Origin of the sequence: Microcystis sp. MC19 (assembly GCF_003019735.1) — a bacterium.
GTDB lineage: Bacteria > Cyanobacteriota > Cyanobacteriia > Cyanobacteriales > Microcystaceae > Microcystis.
Genome location: NZ_CP020664.1, coordinates 483,226 through 500,293, shown reverse-complemented (window position 1 = coordinate 500,293; position 17,068 = coordinate 483,226). Strand labels below are relative to the sequence as shown.

At 49.3% G+C, this 17,068-nt stretch carries 10 protein-coding genes; 7 read left to right on the top strand and 3 right to left on the bottom strand.

Features of this window, described 5'->3' with window-relative positions; translation table 11 throughout:
- The first annotated feature begins 3 nt into the window (after positions 1–3).
- Positions 4–3,525, top strand: a complete 3,522-nt coding sequence (locus B5D77_RS02570; protein ID WP_106908222.1) for a helicase-related protein — start codon at positions 4–6, stop codon at positions 3,523–3,525.
- Here the strand turns inward: B5D77_RS02570 and B5D77_RS26870 are convergent.
- Positions 3,455–4,165, bottom strand: coding sequence for a hypothetical protein (locus B5D77_RS26870; RefSeq protein ID WP_254053028.1), 711 nt, complete (start codon positions 4,163–4,165; stop codon positions 3,455–3,457). The genes B5D77_RS02570 and B5D77_RS26870 overlap by 71 nt on opposite strands.
- 24 nt (positions 4,166–4,189) lie before the next feature.
- Between B5D77_RS26870 and B5D77_RS02560 the strand changes: the two genes are divergently transcribed.
- The 6 genes from B5D77_RS02560 (at position 4,190) to B5D77_RS02530 (ending at position 14,052) form a co-directional block, all read left to right on the top strand.
- Entirely contained in the window at positions 4,190–4,570 is a 381-nt protein-coding gene (locus B5D77_RS02560) for a GxxExxY protein (RefSeq protein WP_002754172.1), read from the top strand.
- Positions 4,571–4,644: 74 nt separating this feature from the next.
- Positions 4,645–7,602, top strand: a complete 2,958-nt coding sequence (locus B5D77_RS02555; RefSeq protein WP_106909943.1) for a DUF1156 domain-containing protein — start codon at positions 4,645–4,647, stop codon at positions 7,600–7,602.
- Between the two features lie 95 nt (positions 7,603–7,697).
- Positions 7,698–7,865, top strand: coding sequence for a DUF1778 domain-containing protein (locus B5D77_RS02550; RefSeq protein WP_008200985.1), 168 nt, complete (start codon positions 7,698–7,700; stop codon positions 7,863–7,865).
- A complete protein-coding gene (locus B5D77_RS02545; protein ID WP_106908221.1) occupies positions 7,856–8,365 on the top strand; it encodes a GNAT family N-acetyltransferase in 510 nt (169 codons plus the stop codon). The genes B5D77_RS02550 and B5D77_RS02545 overlap by 10 nt, the downstream gene beginning before the upstream one ends.
- Before the next feature lie 482 nt (positions 8,366–8,847).
- Positions 8,848–12,240, top strand: a complete 3,393-nt coding sequence (locus B5D77_RS02535; RefSeq protein WP_106908219.1) for a Swt1 family HEPN domain-containing protein — start codon at positions 8,848–8,850, stop codon at positions 12,238–12,240.
- 453 nt (positions 12,241–12,693) lie between these two features.
- Positions 12,694–14,052, top strand: a complete 1,359-nt coding sequence (locus B5D77_RS02530; RefSeq protein WP_002733101.1) for a hypothetical protein — start codon at positions 12,694–12,696, stop codon at positions 14,050–14,052.
- 519 nt (positions 14,053–14,571) lie between these two features.
- Here B5D77_RS02530 and B5D77_RS02520 read toward each other — a convergent pair.
- Entirely contained in the window at positions 14,572–15,138 is a 567-nt protein-coding gene (locus B5D77_RS02520; protein ID WP_106908218.1) for a hypothetical protein, read from the bottom strand.
- 232 nt (positions 15,139–15,370) lie between these two features.
- Positions 15,371–16,909 (bottom strand): hypothetical protein, encoded by a 1,539-nt coding sequence (locus B5D77_RS02515; RefSeq protein ID WP_106908217.1) that lies wholly within the window; start codon positions 16,907–16,909, stop codon positions 15,371–15,373.
- Between the last annotated feature and the right edge of the window lie 159 nt (positions 16,910–17,068).

The following is a 17,068-nucleotide window of genomic DNA, read 5'->3' as shown; positions in this document are numbered from 1 at the left end:
ATCATGACTAAACTTGAGGAACTAACGAGCGGCTCTATTGTCAACGGCATTCTGCCCAATCAAAGCATTACCGTCATCGAGGCCAAGTGGCATGGCAGCGACGCGGTAGAACTGACCTACAAAGATACCAACGGACAACCCTACACAGAACTGCTCTTTCGATACCGAGAGCCAACCCTAGAGATTCTCACCGAAGGAAGACCGTGGGGTTTCGATGGCGACGGAGCTTTGCTGCGCCTAGTTTCCGAAGCCCATCGCATCCGGTTGGCCTACCTGTTTGACCCGCTTCTAGCCGTCCATACCTCTCTGGTGGAACCACTCCCTCATCAAATCACTGCTGTTTACGGTGAGATGCTCGATCGCCAACCCCTACGCTTTTTGTTGGCCGATGACCCCGGGGCTGGGAAAACCATCATGGCGGGATTGTTAATTCGAGAACTCCTGATTCGAGGTGACTTAGCGCGCTGCTTAATCGTCTGTCCAGGCAGCCTCGCAGTCCAGTGGCAAGATGAACTACATAACAAATTTCACCTTCCCTTCGATATACTCACCAATGACCGCCTCGAAACGGCCCGCACCGGCAACGCCCTCGCCGAAATGGGTCTGGTCATTGCCAGACTTGATAAACTCAGCCGTAATGACGACCTCCAGAAGAAACTCCAGCAGACTGATTGGGATCTGGTCATCTGCGATGAGGCCCACAAGATGTCCGCTTCTTTCTTTGGTGGGGAAATCAGGGAAACAAAGCGTTACAAATTGGGCAAACTCCTCTCTAGCATTACCCGCCACTTCCTGCTGATGACCGCTACTCCCCACAACGGCAAAGAAGAAGACTTTCAGTTATTCCTAGCTCTACTCGATGGCGATCGCTTTGAGGGGCGATTCCGGGACGGAGTTCATGTATCAGATACTTCCGACCTGATGCGCCGTCTGGTCAAAGAGGAACTGCTCAAGTTTGACGGCAAGCCACTTTTCCCCGAAAGAATCGCTCACACGGTCAGTTACCCCCTCTCCGACCAAGAAGCGATCCTCTACAGTCGAGTCACCGAGTATGTACGCGAAGAATTTGACCGAGCCGAAGCCCTGGCCAACGACGGGCGCAAGGGGACAGTCGGCTTTGCCCTCACCATTTTGCAACGCCGCCTCGCCTCCTCCCCGGAAGCCATCTATCAATCCTTGAAACGACGACGAGAGCGGCTGCAAAAGCGACTCCGAGAAGAAGAACTGCTCAAACGAGGCCAGTCGCTGGAGATAGAATTTGCTACCGTCCTTGACCAAGACGACATCGATGACGACTTTGAGGATACCGATAGCAGCGAGCGGGAGGCCACGGTCGAGGAGGTGGTCGATCAGGCCACAGCATCGCGTACCATTGCCGAACTACAGATTGAAATCGCCCTGCTGAAAAAGCTTGAAGACCTAGCCAATACCGTTCGACGGAGCGGAAAAGACCGTAAGTGGGAAGAGTTTTCCCATCTTCTCCAGGATGAAGCGGAGATGTTCGATGCAGGAGGATACCGCCGCAAAATAGTCGTCTTCACCGAACACAGAGACACCCTCAACTACCTGAAAGAGCGGATCAGTACACTCCTTGGCAACCCAGAAGCTGTTGTCACCATTCACGGTGGCATGGGTCGGGAAGACCGCAAAAAAGCCGAAGAAGGCTTCAAGCAAGACGTAGGAGTACAGGTACTTCTGGCCACCGATGCCGCCGGAGAGGGGATCAACCTGCAACGAGCGCATCTCATGGTCAATTATGACCTACCCTGGAACCCAAACCGCCTAGAACAGCGATTCGGTCGCATTCACCGAATTGGACAGACCGAGGTTTGTCATCTCTGGAATTTGGTGGCTCACGAAACCCGCGAGGGAGATGTGTATCGGACGCTCCTCGAAAAACTCGAAGCCGAACAAAAAGCTTTAGGCGGACGGGTGTTCGACGTATTAGGCAAAGCCATTGCGGGAAAAGAATTGCGCGAACTTCTCATCAAAGCCATCCGCTACGGCGATCGCCCAGATATAAAAGCACGCTTAAACGAGGTCATCTCTGAAAAGCTCGATCAAGAGAGGCTAAGGGAATTGCTGGAAGAACGCGCCCTAGCACGGGATTCGATCGATGCTTCCAGGGTCCAGAAAATTCGAGAAGATATGGAGCGAGCCGAAGCCAGACGGTTACAGCCGCACTTCATCGCCGCATTTTTCCTGGAAGCCTTCCAACGCTTAGGCGGCACCCTACGCCAGCGAGAGCCAAAGCGATACGAAATTACCAACGTCCCCGCCGTTATCCGTAACAGAGACCGCTCTTTAGGGATAGGAGAGCCAATTCTCAAACGCTATGAGCGCATCTGTTTTGATAAAGACCTGATTAGTGTTCCGGGTAAACCCGTTGCTACCTTTGTCTGTCCCGGCCATCCCCTGTTAGATGCCACTATCGATCTTGTCTTGGAACGGCATCGGGAATTACTCAGACGGGGGGCTATCCTAGTTGATGACAGTGATCCAAGCGAGGAAATTCGGGCGCTGGTGTACTTAGAACACGCCATTCAAGACGCTCGGCTAAATCCCGATGGCAGACGGCGGGTGGTGTCGCGGCGAATGCAGTATGTGGAAATTCCTCTGTTTGCACCACAGAGACAGGGAGAGAGGGATGCTGGGTATGCCCCTTATCTAGATTATCGTCCTTTGCAGGAGGAGGAGCGGGCGATCCTAGGGCCGATCCTTGATTCTCTCCCTATCGGTAATGAGATTGAGAGCCAGGCCCGCAATTATGCGATCGCTAACCTCGTCTCTTCCCATCTTCAGGAGGTACGGCAGCGCAAGGAAGAGTTAATTGAAAAGACCCTTATAGCAGTTAAAGACCGTCTGACCAAGGAGATAAACTACTGGGACCATCGGGCAGCCCAGTTGCGCCTACAGGAAGAAGCGGGGAAGACAAATGCGCGGATCAATTCCAACAAAGCCCAGATGCGGGCCGATGAACTACAAACGCGGTTGCAAAAGCGCTTGTCTGAATTGGAGCAGGAGCGTCATTTATCCCCATCGCCGCCGGTGGTGGTAGGGGCAGCCCTCATCGTACCGGGGGGACTGTTAGGGCGACTTTTAGGCAAGCCAATGTTTGCCCGGGAGACAAAGCGCGTCGAGCAGCTGGCGATGGCGGCAGTCATGGCGGCCGAAAAAGCTTTGGGGTATGAACCGCGGGATGTGAGCGCCGAGAAGTGCGGCTATGACATCGAATCGCGCAGGACCGGAACAGGCCGCTTACGGTTTATCGAAGTCAAGGGCAGAGTAGAAGGAGCAGAGACGGTGACTGTCACCAAGAACGAGATCCTTGCATCCTTTAACAAGCCAGAGGATTTTCTGCTGGCCTTGGTTTCGGTTTCTCCCTCAGAGGAGGTTCAGGTCAGATATGTGCGCCGGCCATTCCAGAGAGAACCGGATTTTGGGGCGTGTAGTGTTAATTATAATTGGAGAGAGTTATGGGAGAGGGGGGATATGATTGAACCACAAAGGCACGAAGGACACTAAGGGGATTAACCACAAAGGCACAAAGGACACTAAGGGGATTTACCACAAAGGCACGAAGGACACTAAGGGGATTTACCACAAAGGCACGAAGGACACTAAGGGGATTTACCACAAAGGCACGAAGGACACTAAGGGGATTTACCACAAAGGCACGAAGGACACTAAGGGGATTAACCACAAAGGCACGAAGGACACTAAGGGGATTAACCACAAAGGCACGAAGGACACTAAGGGGATTTACCACAAAGGCACGAAGGACACTAAGGGGATTTACCACAAAGGCACGAAGGACACGAAGGGGATTTACCACAAAGGCACGAAGGACACTAAGGGGATTTACCACAAAGGCACGAAGGACACTAAGGGGATTTACCACAAAGGCACGAAGGACACTAAGGGGATTTACCACAAAGGCACGAAGGACACTAAGGGGATTTACCACAAAGGCACAAAGGACACGAAGGGGATTAACCACAAAGGCACGAAGGACACTAAGGGGATTAACCACAAAGGCACGAAGGACACTAAGGGGATTAACCACAAAGGCACGAAGGACACTAAGGGGATTAACCACAAAGGCACGAAGGACACTAAGGGGATTAACCACAAAGGCACAAAGGACACTAAGGGGATTAACCACAAAGGCACGAAGGACACTAAGGTTATGGATGAGAGGGCTAATGATTTATCTAAGGAGATTATTGGGGCGGCGATCGCTGTTCATCGGGAGTTGGGTCCAGGACTATTGGAGTCGGCCTATGAGGCCTGTTTAGAGTACGAGTTATTGGATAGGGGGATAGCGGTGGAGCGTCAAGTTCCTCAATCAGTGATTTATCGCGGTGTTAAACTTGATTGTGGTTATCGTCTCGATCTATTGGTGGAAAATCTGGTTATTGTCGAACTGAAAACTGTTGAACAACTTACCCCCATTCACGAGGCCCAGTTGTTAACCTATCTCAAATTACGCCGGCTTTGGCTAGGATTACTGATTAATTTTAACGTTCCCGTTCTCAAACAAGGCATCAAACGCCTTGTCAACAATTAATCTTTGTGTCCTTTGTGCCTTTGTGGTTCCTCAATCTTCGTGTCCTTTGTGCCTTTGTGGTTCTTTTATCTCCCATGACCTACCGTAAAAAACTCATTGAAGTGGCCCTACCCCTAGAAGCGATTAACGTCGAATCGGCGCGGGAAAAGTCGATTCGCCATGGACATCCCTCTACTCTACATCTTTGGTGGGCCAGGCGACCTTTAGCGGCTTGTCGGGCGGTTTTATGGGCTTCTTTGGTGGATGATCCTTCCAGTTGGCCAGAGAAGTTTCCCACGGAAGAAGCACAGAATCGGGAACGGCAGCGATTGTTTGATATTTTGGGTAGGATTGAGCTTGAAAAGGACAAAAAAGGCAACACTAAGCAGGTGGTTAGAGGGTTGGTATCTTGGGATGAGATTAACCAGCCTAACTCAGCAGTATTGCTAGAAGCACAGCGAGAAATTGCGCGCTGTTTGGCTTGGGAACGTGGGGAAGAACCTCCCACTAAACCTGATGCTATACAGGACTATATCGCTAAATATGCCCCCCCCGCCTATGACCCGTTTTGTGGTGGTGGTTCCATTCCTTTGGAGGCCCAGCGCTTGGGGTTGCAAGCCCACGGTAGTGACCTCAATCCCGTGGCGGTGTTGATTACCAAGGCTTTGATCGAGATTCCGCCCAAGTTTAAGGATAAACCGCCGGTTAATCCCGATTCTCGCCAAAAACAAAAGATTTCTTCCTGGGAAGGGGCCCAGGGATTGGCCGCAGATGTGCGCTATTACGGTCAGTGGATGCGGGATGAGGCTTTTAAAAGGATTGGGTTTCTTTATCCGATGGTGGAAACCAACCACAAAGGCACAAAGGACACTAAGGTGATTGCTTGGCTTTGGGCCAGGACGGTGAAGTGTCCTAATCCGGCCTGTGGCTGTCAGATGCCTCTGGTTCGCAGTTTTCAGCTTTCGACGAAGAAGGGTAAGGAGGCTTGGGTTGAGCCTTTTGTGGGAGATGTTAACACTGAGGGGGATTTTAACCACAAAGGCACAGAGGACACAAAGGGGGATGATTTTGGTGTCTCTGGGGTGCCACCAAAAATCCGCTTTGAGGTGAAGACGGGTAAGGGTACGGCCCCAGATGGGACGGTAAACCGCAAGGGTGCAGTTTGTATCGCTTGTAATACTCCTGTTCCTTTTGATCATATCCGTAGGGAAGGTAAGGCAGGCCGGATGGATGCTCAGTTAATGGCTATTGTCGCTGAAGGACAAGGGGGAAGGGTTTATCTTTCTCCTGATGAGGAACAGGAATATATCGCTAAAAAAGCACAGCCTGAATGGAAACCTGAAACGGAGCTTTCAACACATTCTCAATATATGGCAGCCCCTCGCTATGGCATGACCAAACACGCCGATTTATTCACTCCCCGTCAACTCGTCGCCCTCACCACTTTTAGCGATTTAGTAAGTGAAACTAGAGAAAAGATTAAAGCTGATGCAGTAGCCGCAGGAATCCCTGATGATGATTTACCTCTTAATGATGGGGGAATAGGTGCGACGGCTTATGCGGATGCGGTGGCGACTTATTTGGCTTTTGCGGTGGATAAGGCTGCGGACTATTGGTCAGGTATTTGTAGTTGGCACTCTTCGGGAGAAAAGATGCGAAATACCTTCGGTCGTCAGGCAATACCAATGGTATGGGATTACGCTGAATGTTGTCCGTTTAGTGATTCAACGGGTAATTGGATGGCTTGTATAGATTGGGTTTGGAAGGTTGTCGAAAAATCCTCTTGTTCCGCCCCAGGACAAGTTATTCAACTCGATGCTACTAAAAATCATAAAAATGATTCAATAGCTAAATTGATTTCCTCAGACCCCCCTTATTACGATGCCGTACCCTATGCAGACTTATCTGATTTCTTTTATGTTTGGCTGCGTCGGTCTATAGGTTCAATTTATCCAGAAATTTTTAATACGTTATTAGTTCCTAAAACTCAAGAAATGGTTGCCGATCACTTTCGACATGGAAGCAAGGAGAAGGCAAAACAATTTTTTGAAGAAAGCTTAATTAAAGTTTTTCAGCGTGCCAATAAAATCAACCATCACGATTATCCCGTTACGGTTTACTACGCTCTCAAACAAACCGAAACTGATAATGATCAAAGTGTCTCCTCTACAGGTTGGGAAACAATTTTAGAAGGCTTAATACAAGCTAATTTTAGTATTGACGGAACTTGGCCTCTGCGAACAGAACTCAGTAATCGTATGAGAGGACAAGACTCCAACGCCCTCGCCTCCTCCATCGTCCTCGTGTGTCGCCCGCGCCCCGCCGACGCACCCAAAGCCAGCCGCCGCCAATTCCTCAACGAACTGAAGCGAGACCTTCCCCAAGCCCTAAAACTGCTGCAACAGGGCAATATTGCCCCCGTTGACCTCGCCCAAGCCAGTATCGGGCCCGGGATGGCAATCTACTCCAAATACGCCGCTATCCTCGAATCTAACGGCACTTCTATGGGTGTTCGCACCGCCCTGCAACTGATTAACCAGATTCTCGACGAATTTCTCACCGAACAAGAAGGAGAATTTGATAGTGATACCCGTTGGGCGCTGACTTGGTTCGAGCAGTACCAATTCAACGAAGCACTATATGGCAATGCAGAAACCCTCTCCAAAGCCAAAAACACCAGTATTCAGGGCATGGTTGAAGCTGGCATACTAGAAGCAAAAGCCGGTAAAGTGCGACTACTCAAGCGCGAAGATCTCAAAACCGACGGTCAGCCAGAAAAAGATGAGCGGACACCCATCTGGGAAATCACCCAACACCTCATCCATACCCTCGATAAAAACGGCGAAACCGGAGCCGCAGAACTCTTGGCCAAACTAGGAAACAAAGCCGATTTAGCCAAAGAACTCGCCTATAGACTTTATAGCCTCTGTGACAGAAAAGGTTGGACCCAAGAAGCCATAGCCTACAATAGCCTCGTCACCTCTTGGCCAGAAATCACCCGCCTAGCCAACGAATATAAACCCTCTCCCGAACAACTATCCTTTTCTTTGTGACCTTTGTGCCTTTGTGGTGAATTTAAACCACAGAGACACAGAGTTGATCAGCCGCTCTTTGTGTACAATGTAAGCAAACTATATATTCAAAACTTATGAAAATCACCAAAAAACCCCACAAACCCAAAAGTTATGTACTAGATCGCAGGCTATTTGTCCTCAATAAAGAACAATGGGAAGCCTTCAATGAAGCACTTGACACTCCAGCAAAAAAAAATGAAAAGCTGGCTCAGTTATTATCCACTAAAAGCCCTTGGGAATAACCTATACAGCACCAGAACCACTCAACCCAGAACACAAGATAGATTTCTTCGACTGCGGTGAAACAAGCTTGAATAACTGGTTGAAAGAACGCGCAATAAAAAGTGAATCTACTGGTGCAGCACGTACCTACGTTGTTTGTGCAGACAATAGAGTAGTCGGTTACTACTGTCTGTCCACAGGTAGTGTGATGCGCGATCAAGCTCCAGGCAAAATTAAACAAAATATGCCAGATCCCATTCCGGTAATCATTGTGGGCAGACTGGCAGTGGACCGCAACCATCAAGGACAAGGACTTGGAAAAGCCCTCATCAAAGATGCCGTACTCCGAAGCTTGCAAGCTTCTGTGATTGCCGGAATTAGAGCGATTCTCGTTCACGCACTCAATGAAAAAGCCAAACAATTCTACACAGAAAAATGTGGCTTTATATCATCCCGACTCGATCCACTAACACTAATGCTAAACCTCTCTGAAGCCCAAAAAAGTCTTGATAGGAGCTAATTATTAACAATCTCCGTGACCTTTGTGCCTCTGTGGTTAATCCCCCTTCGTGTTCTTTGTGCCTCTGTGGTTAATCCCCCTTCGTGTTCTTTGTGCCTTTGTGGTAAATCCCCCTTCGTGACCTTCGTGCCTTTGTGGTAAATCCCCCTTCGTGTTCTTCGTGCCTTTGTGGTAAATCCCCCTTCGTGTTCTTTGTGCCTTTGTGGTAAATCCCCTTTCGTGTTCTTTGTGCCTTTGTGGTAAATCCCCCTTCGTGACCTTCGTGCCTTTGTGGTAAATCCCCCTTCGTGTTCTTTGTGCCTCTGTGGTTAATCCCCCTTCGTGACCTTTGTGCCTTTGTGGTTCCCCAAACTTTGTGACCTTTGTGCCTTTGTGGTAAATCCCCCTTCGTGTTCTTTGTGCCTTTGTGGTTCAAAATCCCCCTTCGTGTGGTTATCTCTCCCAAATTGAGGCATTATAAAAATAACTCCTCATCAAATCCCATGGCAATCAGCAATCGTGAACGAGTCGGACGCGCCCTAGATTTCCTCAGAGAGGGACTATACCCCTTCATAGAACGAGAAATGAAAGCAAGCTACGGCCAGAAGTGGGTGGCCGTGGCCTTAAGTTGCCTCCCTGAGAGCTACACGATCCGCAGGACAGGTGATGCCGTCCTCAAGGAAGACGTTTCGGCCCTACTAATTGTCCTCTGGGAGCAGTGGAATGAAGTTTTTAAGAAAACCCTAGGCAGAAGCGATCGCTCTCTGACCAGTGAACTAAGAGATGTCCGCAACGCCTGGGCCCATAACGATGCTTTCAGCCTCGACGATGCTTACCGGGCTTTTGATAGCATCTCTCGCCTACTGAGTTCGGTTTCCGCCGACACCCAAGAGGTGGAGAAGCAGAAGCAAGAAATCCTCAGACTTCGCTTTGAAGAACAGGCCCGGCGAGAGACAAGGCGCCAAGCGATCGCACCGACGGAGGGACAACCGATGTCGGGATTGAAACCCTGGCGGGAAATCGCCACCCCCCACCCCGATGTGGCTTCCGGACGCTTCCAACAGGCCGAATTTGCCGCCGACCTCTGGCAAGTCTATCTCGATGAAGGCTCTGACGAATACCGCGACCCGACGGAATTTTTCCGCCGCACCTACCTCACCGAAGGACTCAAGCAACTTCTGACCAATGCCCTGCTGCGTCTGAGTGGTAATGGCGGAGAGCCGGTGATTGAACTGCAAACTAACTTCGGTGGCGGAAAAACCCACGCCATGCTGGCCCTCTACCATCTGTGCAATGCTTTGGCGATCGAAGATCTTCCCGGTATGGAGTCGATCTTCCAAGCTCTGAACATTAAAAAACCCCCCGAAAATGTCAACATTGCTGTTCTGGTCGGCACTAAAGTCCAGCCTAGTGGCATTCCCCCCTACAAACCGGAACACAACAAGCAAAATCGCCCAGAAATCAAGACCCTGTGGGGAGAAATAGCTTGGCAACTCGGCGGCGCTGAGGGCTACGCTCTGGTTCGCAACGCCGATGAAACTTCCACTAATCCGGGAGACGCACTCAAAATATTGTTTAATCGTTTTTCACCCTGTTTGATCTTGATCGACGAATGGGTTGCCTATGCCAGGCAATTGCACGACAAGAACGATATTGCTGGCGGTAGTTTTGACACCCAGTTTACTTTTGCCCAAACCCTGAGCGAGTCGGCAAAAAATGCCCAGCAGACGCTTTTGGCTGTGAGTATCCCCGCTTCGGAAACCGTTGACGAAAAAACCGGAGAAGTACGGACTACAGATGTTGAAACCGGAGGAGAACGGGGTACAGAGGCCCTAGACCGCCTTAAAAATGCGATCGGGCGCATCCAATCCCCTTGGCGACCCGCTAGTGCCGAGGAGAGTTTCGAGATCGTCCGCCGCCGCCTGTTTCAGACCACTACTGACCCGCAACTATTTGTCGCACGGGATGCGGTGATTAAAGCCTTCTCCGAGATGTATCGCACCCAGGCCCAGGAATTTCCTAGCGAATGCCTGGAGGCTGACTACAGACGCCGCCTGCGGGAAGCCTATCCCATTCACCCAGAATTTTTTGATCGCCTCTACTCCGACTGGTCAACCCTCGATAAATTCCAACGCACCAGGGGCGTTTTGCGACTCATGGCCAAGGTCATCCATTCCCTTTGGGAGCGAGAGGACAAGAGCTTGTTGATCATGCCCTCCCACGTCCCGATGGATGATGCTCAGGTTCAGTCGGAGTTAACCCGCTACTTAGATGATAATTGGGTTCCGATCATCGAAAAAGATGTAGATGGCCCCAATTCTCTGCCCCTCGACATCGATCGCCAAAATTCCAACCTGGGACGCTATTCTGCTTGCCGTCGGGTTACGCGCACTATTTACCTTGGCTCGGCCCCCACGATTCGGGCTGCTAACCGAGGACTAGAAGATAAGAGGATCAAACTCGGTTGCGTGCAGCCGGGGGAGACTGTAGCCACTTTTGGTGATGCCCTACGGCGGCTAACAGATCGGGCCACCTACCTCTACATCGATGGCAACCGCTACTGGATTTCCAATCAGCCGAACGTCACCCGCACCGCCCAAGATCGGGCAAACCTGCTCTTTGAGGAGCGGTATAAAGTGACAGAAGAAATCGTCCGGCGCTTGAAGGCCGACCAGCAGCGGGGCGAGTTTGGAGGGATTCATATTGCCCCAGAATCAACTGCTGATATTCCCGATGATCCTCATCTGGGGGTGCGGCTCGTCGTTCTCGGTACTGGGCAACCCCACAGTAAATCCGCCGAAGATAGCCCCGCTCGGCGTTTAGTGGCGGAAATTCTCAATCAGAGAGGGGGTAGCCCCCGCTATTACAAGAATACGCTTGTATTTGTTGCCCCTGACAAGTCGAACTTGGAAAACTTAGAGAAGAACGTCGCCGGATATCTTGCCTGGAATTCGATTGTGGCGGATAAGGAAACCCTCAATCTCGATGTTTCTCAGAATAAACAGGCGATCACTAAGCGCGATCAAGCCGACAAGGAGGTAAGCCTGATCCTCAACCAAACCTATAAGTGGCTGCTGGTTCCAGAGCAACCCGACCCCCAGAAAGGCATCCACTGGACTGATACCAACGCTCAGGGGGACGATTCGCCTATCGATCGAGCCAGCCGCAAACTGGTTCATCAGGGGCAACTGATTACCCATTACTCTGGTGACAACCTGCGGAGGGAAGCCCTCGACAAATACCTGTGGCGTTCAACTAACCACATCGATCTGAAACGTCTGTGGGAGTACCTAGCGCAGTATCTTTACTTGCCCCGTCTCAAGAACCAGGATGTTCTACTTCAAACTGTGCGGGAGGGGGTTCGTTCTACGCTCGTACAGGAGAACTTCGGTTATGCAGAGGGCTGGGATGAGGCGAAGCAAAGATATACTGGTCTTGTCATCCTTCGGGATATTAACCCGAGTATCAGCAGTCACAGCCTTCTGGTTAAGCCTGATGTAGCTATGGGGCAGCTAGAGGCCGAGAAACCAGCTAACCCCCCGACCACTGCCGAGACTGATCCCGTTATCTCTAGTGACCGTGATCGGCCGCCATCTTTACCCTCTGGTGTTGGATTAACTGTGACAGAGACTCCCGGTGATCTGGTTGAGAAAAAGCTGGTTCTGCGGAGGTTTTACGGCAGTGTTGAGATCGATCCCCTGCGGATCAATCGAGACGCTCCAGCGATCGCCAATGAGATCATCCAGCATCTCACCCGACTCAGTGGGGCCAGGGTTAAGGTAACACTGGAGATTGAAGCTGACATTCCTGATGGTGTGCCGGATGATGTGGTGCGGACGGTGACGGAGAATTGTCGGACTTTGAAATTTAATAATCAGTCTTTTGAACCGGAGTGAATATCGGGAAATTTCCCTATCTGGATTCGGTCATGGCTCTCTTAATTCTTTGCGTGATCAGTTTAACTTATTATAGAAGCGATCAATCTTTGTGTCCTTTGTGTCTTTGTGGTTCGTTCCACTCCCTCGCTAGGAGGAATGTATCTTAGAATACATTTTACCCACCAAATCCAAGAGAGCCAGATGCCCGCACTACTACATCTTATACTTAATTTAAATGCAGGACAGCTGACGACGGCTTTGTGCTAAAATGTTTTCAGGAGACTTGAAACAGACCTGGAGGAAGGCGTAAGACTACCGCTAAGGTAGCGGCATCCAGTGAAGCGTCAACAGGCCTGAAGATCGTTCAATCAAGTTTGTTTGATCTGTCCGGAATCACCGTCCGATCAAGGCGGTGAGGATGTCAACGCAACCGTTGAATCCACATCACTATTACCACAGAAAAAAAATCAAATGCAACCCAGCGACAAAAGTGTTTTAACCCCTGAAGAACGGCTTCAAATTTCATTTTTACTCAAAGTAAGTGTTTTAACCCCTGAAGAACGGCTTAAACTTTCATCTTTACTCAAAGCAATGGAAAGCAAAGAACAGGCTCTCCGCAACCTTGACCCGATGGTGTTGGATCTTTCGATTCGCGAGCCTGCTGTAGGTTCCCCCATAGGCCATGTTCTTGAAAACAAACTCGCCCTTTTAAGCCTGGCGAGAAAATTCGGCTTTAAGGAGATTTTACTGGCAACTTTCAATGTGTCGATGCCAGAGATTGAGCAAGTTGACGATGCCTTCTGCAAATTACTCAACGAAAGGAAAGAAGACCTGACAGGTACTTTTGGATTCGCCTCGCCCGGGAAGTTTTCCGCTGACCAAAAGGTGTTTAATGCAGACATCAGCATGGAGAAGCTGAAAAAATATAAAATCCCTAACGCTATCTTTGATCTTGACATCACTAAGGCCTACGTCCGCGTAGAAGACCGCGACAATTATCTACGGGAACTTGCCGCCACCATTAAATGGACTCATGAAAATATACGCGGTGATAACGGAGGCGCTCCCCGCGTGTATATCAACTACCAGGATGGTGTAGATGCGTTTTTCGAGGATTGGGAATGGGTGGCAAGGGTTACGAAGTTTCTAGCGACTCAACCCATCGCCGCCATTCTCTACGAGGATGGAAAAGGAACGGCGCTACCTTTCCAGATCGCCACATTGACCGCCATGATCAAAGGACTTATGCCGCCCAATATCAAATTGCTAGTGCATATGCATGCGGGAAATGGTATGGAAAATGCGTCAATCATGGAAGCTTTGTTAAACGGAGCCGATGGCATTTGGGCTGGTTTCACACGCGAGGCAGCAACCAATGGTCATGCGCCAAGTTCCGAGCTGTTGGCGAATCTGCGCCGACTCGGCAACCAAATAGTGGAGAAAAAGTATGCTTTCAAGCAAATGGTTCCCATCGCCCACGAAATGACCAAAATCAACACTGGAGAACAGACCCAACCCGATGTTCCGATTATCGGCAGGAATGCCTACCGGACAATCCATACGTTTTTCATGCAAGACAAGAATCAAAAAATGGATTTGGCCCCAGAAGCCATAGGTGCCAAACCAGGCTGGCGCATCACAATGAGCAGCGACAATGCAGTATTGCGCAATCGTTTGAACGAAGTGCGGCCCGGCACGGAACTTGACGACGCGACTGCAAATCGTATGCGCGCCCTGTTGCGTAGCGATCTGATGGCAGGCAAGCGCATCGCCTATGACGAGCCGAACAACCTGATCGACCTATACGTTCGCGCTACAACCAAGCCTTAAAACTTAACGCGAGTCGAATTGGTCTGTGAATATCGAAAAATTTCCCTATCTGGATTCGGTCAGGGATTTCTGAAAATTCCAGAAGAGCATTAATATTATGGAAATGTCTAATAATAATGGTTCTTCGGTTTGTCTTATGCAATGTCTGTCTCTATAAGGAATGAAACCCTTATAGAGACAGACATTGCCGCAATTTTTGTCAATTGTTGGCGATCTGGACGAACTAATCAATTAAATCTCTTGCCAGATAAGGATTTAGTCGATTTATGCCCCCATATCGAATCATGCCAAGTCCCGAAGAGCCAGAATAATCCCCCTTTTATCTGAAAAAGAGGGATTTATAGCGGTTCTCGCATCTGGGCGGCACACTTAAACCTTTGCTGATTAAGCTGTTCAGGATCGGGAATGTACCTCTTGTGAATCAGAAACGCTATATTTAGTCCAAATTTGTTAGATTGAGAGGAAAGTTTTCACGCTTCTCAGTCTCAAGACAAGAGATTTTCTGCTGATGTCTTCCCACTACCAAAGTCCGCGGATAGGAGATACACTAGGCTCGGGAGCGGGTTGGGGAGCAACTTCAGTAAAGGTTCTGGTTTCCGGGGGTAAAGCGGGAAGTCCCCAAGCGGGTTGTTTTTCGTTGATTTCTCTTAAAAGTTGCGAGCGAGTGGTACTGACGGCGATTTCTGATTTTAGTTTCAAGCGGGAAACCCAATAGGGACGAGCTTTACCCACATAAACTAATTTGCCATCTACCACTTGCAATAGTACATCGTCACCACCAGTGGCATCCCCAACAATACGAGCGGTGGTTCCGTCGGCAAAGTCACCACTGAAAATTTCTTTGCCATCCACTGTTACAGGTCTGATCAATTGGACGGACATAATCCCACCCACGGTTCCCCGGACACGACCTAGTACATAGTCACCGGGGTTGAGTTGCGGCTCACCTCTGTAGGTGTTATGGCCGCGCAGTTGACTGATCAGGATTTCGTTATTTTGCGGTTCTGCTTGTACGGGTACGGCGCCAAGGGTAGTTAGGGCAACTAAACCGGCAAAACCAGCGACAAGGGAAATTTTGTTAAACACAATTACCTCAAGCAAAAAATTGGTAAATTACCTATAGACGTTCTAGATTATAACCTAGTTCCCGATTTTATCTATATTGTGAAATATTAGTTTAATAATTTCTCGATCGAGCGGTTGGAGGTTGGGGTTTTAGGGTTTTGGGGTTTTAGGGTGTTAGTTGAAATTCCCCCATTCTCCCGCTCCCTACCTCCCTACCTCCCCACTTCCCCTGAAAACTGGATTAAGCTAGGCTCTAAGACCGCTCGACATTGCTGAATAATTGAGGATCGAGGGTGGGTAGTTCGATATCTTTTTCTGCTGGGGAAGAGGCCAACTGGAAGCGGTTTAAAGTTTGTTGAACGCGATCAAAAATGGTGATTTTTTGCTCGCTATTGTTCTGGGGTTCGGGAATAGGTTCCACTTCTAGCGGAGGCTGAATACCGGGGGCAGGTTCGTTAATCTCCTTTGTCTCTGGTATGGTGGTTAGGGGAGATTCGATCGCTTCAGGGGTTTCCTCTACCTTTTCGATTGTTTCTGTCTCTACTGGTTTTTCTTCCACGATTGGGCTTTCTGGCTCAATAACAGGGGTTTCCTCCACTATAGGGCTTTCTGGCTCAATAACGGGGGTTTCCTCCACTATAGGGGTTTCTTCCTCAACTATAGGGGTTTCTTCCTCGATAACAGGGTTTTCTTCCAAGATTGGGCTTTCTGGCTCAATAACGGGGGTTTCCTCAACTATAGGGGTTTCTTCCTCGATAACGGGGGTTTCCGGCTCAATAACGGGGGTTTCTTCCTCTGGACCTGGAATGATTTTATAGTTGGGATCAACAATGCTACGGGCAATTGTAGGGGATAAATCGCCACGGACTAATTGACTGAGGCCATCTTGGTAAGAGGGATCAAAGCTAATCACGCGCACGCTGGTATTAAACTCGTTTTCGATTTTATTTCCCTTACCATCGATGAATTCTAGTTGTACCCAGTTATTGCCCTTGTCAAAACCTTTGAGATAGATTGGTTCCCAAGTATCAAGCAGAAAACTCTCACCGTTGACAGTGACACGAATGCGCCAATCTTGAAGATTATTATCCCCGTTGGCAGTATTGGACAGACGTAGAGGAGCATTACTCAGATAAAAATCGAGCAGGATCGGTTCTGCACCGTAGATTCCCTGCGGACTACTGTAGGTTAATAGGGGTAAGTTGTTATCGGGGGCATTTTTGCCTGTTTTTGTCAGAATATGAAAGGTTGTTTCAGCAAATGCCCCATCATTTTTAAAACTTTCCTGCCAAGGACGCAGGGCCAAGACGCGCAGGGTATGAGTACCGGGGGCAAGATTTTCTAGGATAATCGGTTGCTTGAGGTCGTAAATATCCGCTGCCAGTTCATTATCGACAATTAGGCTCAAGTGGGGTCCTAATTTCAGGGTATCGTCTTGGAAAATTGGCAGATCCGACACTTGTAGTTTAACTGTCACCTGGGTGTGATCGAAAACTTGTTCGGCCAGAGGACTGAGAATCGTTACTTGGGGAGCGTAACGATCTAAACTGGGGCGCAGTTCCTGAATTAAGGCCGGGGGGGCCACCTCAGAAATGCGGCCTTGGACGACGGGAAGATTAGAGGTTTCCGAAGTGGAGAGATCCGTAGCCGTCAAGCGATCGCCACAGGCGTTTAACAGAATGGTCAGTAAACCGATCACAAGACATATACGAAGGGTTTTGACTGGGATTAATTTATGTAGTAGGGATAGCACGTTCCTCCTAGAGCCAAGGCCAAAATCTATACAAACCATTGATTTTTGCTAGAGTCATTGAATGCTCTGGTGTCAGCAAAAGCGCGAGAAGATGAGGTCATGGCCTCAATTTTACAGAATTGTTTGATTGTTTTTTGAGAATCTATCTATTGAATTTTCTATATGGTCTGGTGAGGGAGAAAAAGGGGAAATCGCCTT

Bases quoted from the DNA above. Each gene is read 5' to 3' on its own strand.
- B5D77_RS02570 (WP_106908222.1), top strand. From the start codon at position 4: ATGACTAAACTTGAGGAACTAACGAGCGGCTCTATTGTCAACGGCATT.
- B5D77_RS02560 (WP_002754172.1), top strand. From the start codon at position 4,190: ATGGATGAGAGGGCTAATGATTTATCTAAGGAGATTATTGGGGCGGCG.
- B5D77_RS02555 (WP_106909943.1), top strand. From the start codon at position 4,645: ATGACCTACCGTAAAAAACTCATTGAAGTGGCCCTACCCCTAGAAGCG.
- B5D77_RS02550 (WP_008200985.1), top strand. From the start codon at position 7,698: ATGAAAATCACCAAAAAACCCCACAAACCCAAAAGTTATGTACTAGAT.
- B5D77_RS02535 (WP_106908219.1), top strand. From the start codon at position 8,848: ATGGCAATCAGCAATCGTGAACGAGTCGGACGCGCCCTAGATTTCCTC.
- B5D77_RS02530 (WP_002733101.1), top strand. From the start codon at position 12,694: ATGCAACCCAGCGACAAAAGTGTTTTAACCCCTGAAGAACGGCTTCAA.
- B5D77_RS02515 (WP_106908217.1), bottom strand. From the start codon at position 16,909: ATGGTTTGTATAGATTTTGGCCTTGGCTCTAGGAGGAACGTGCTATCC.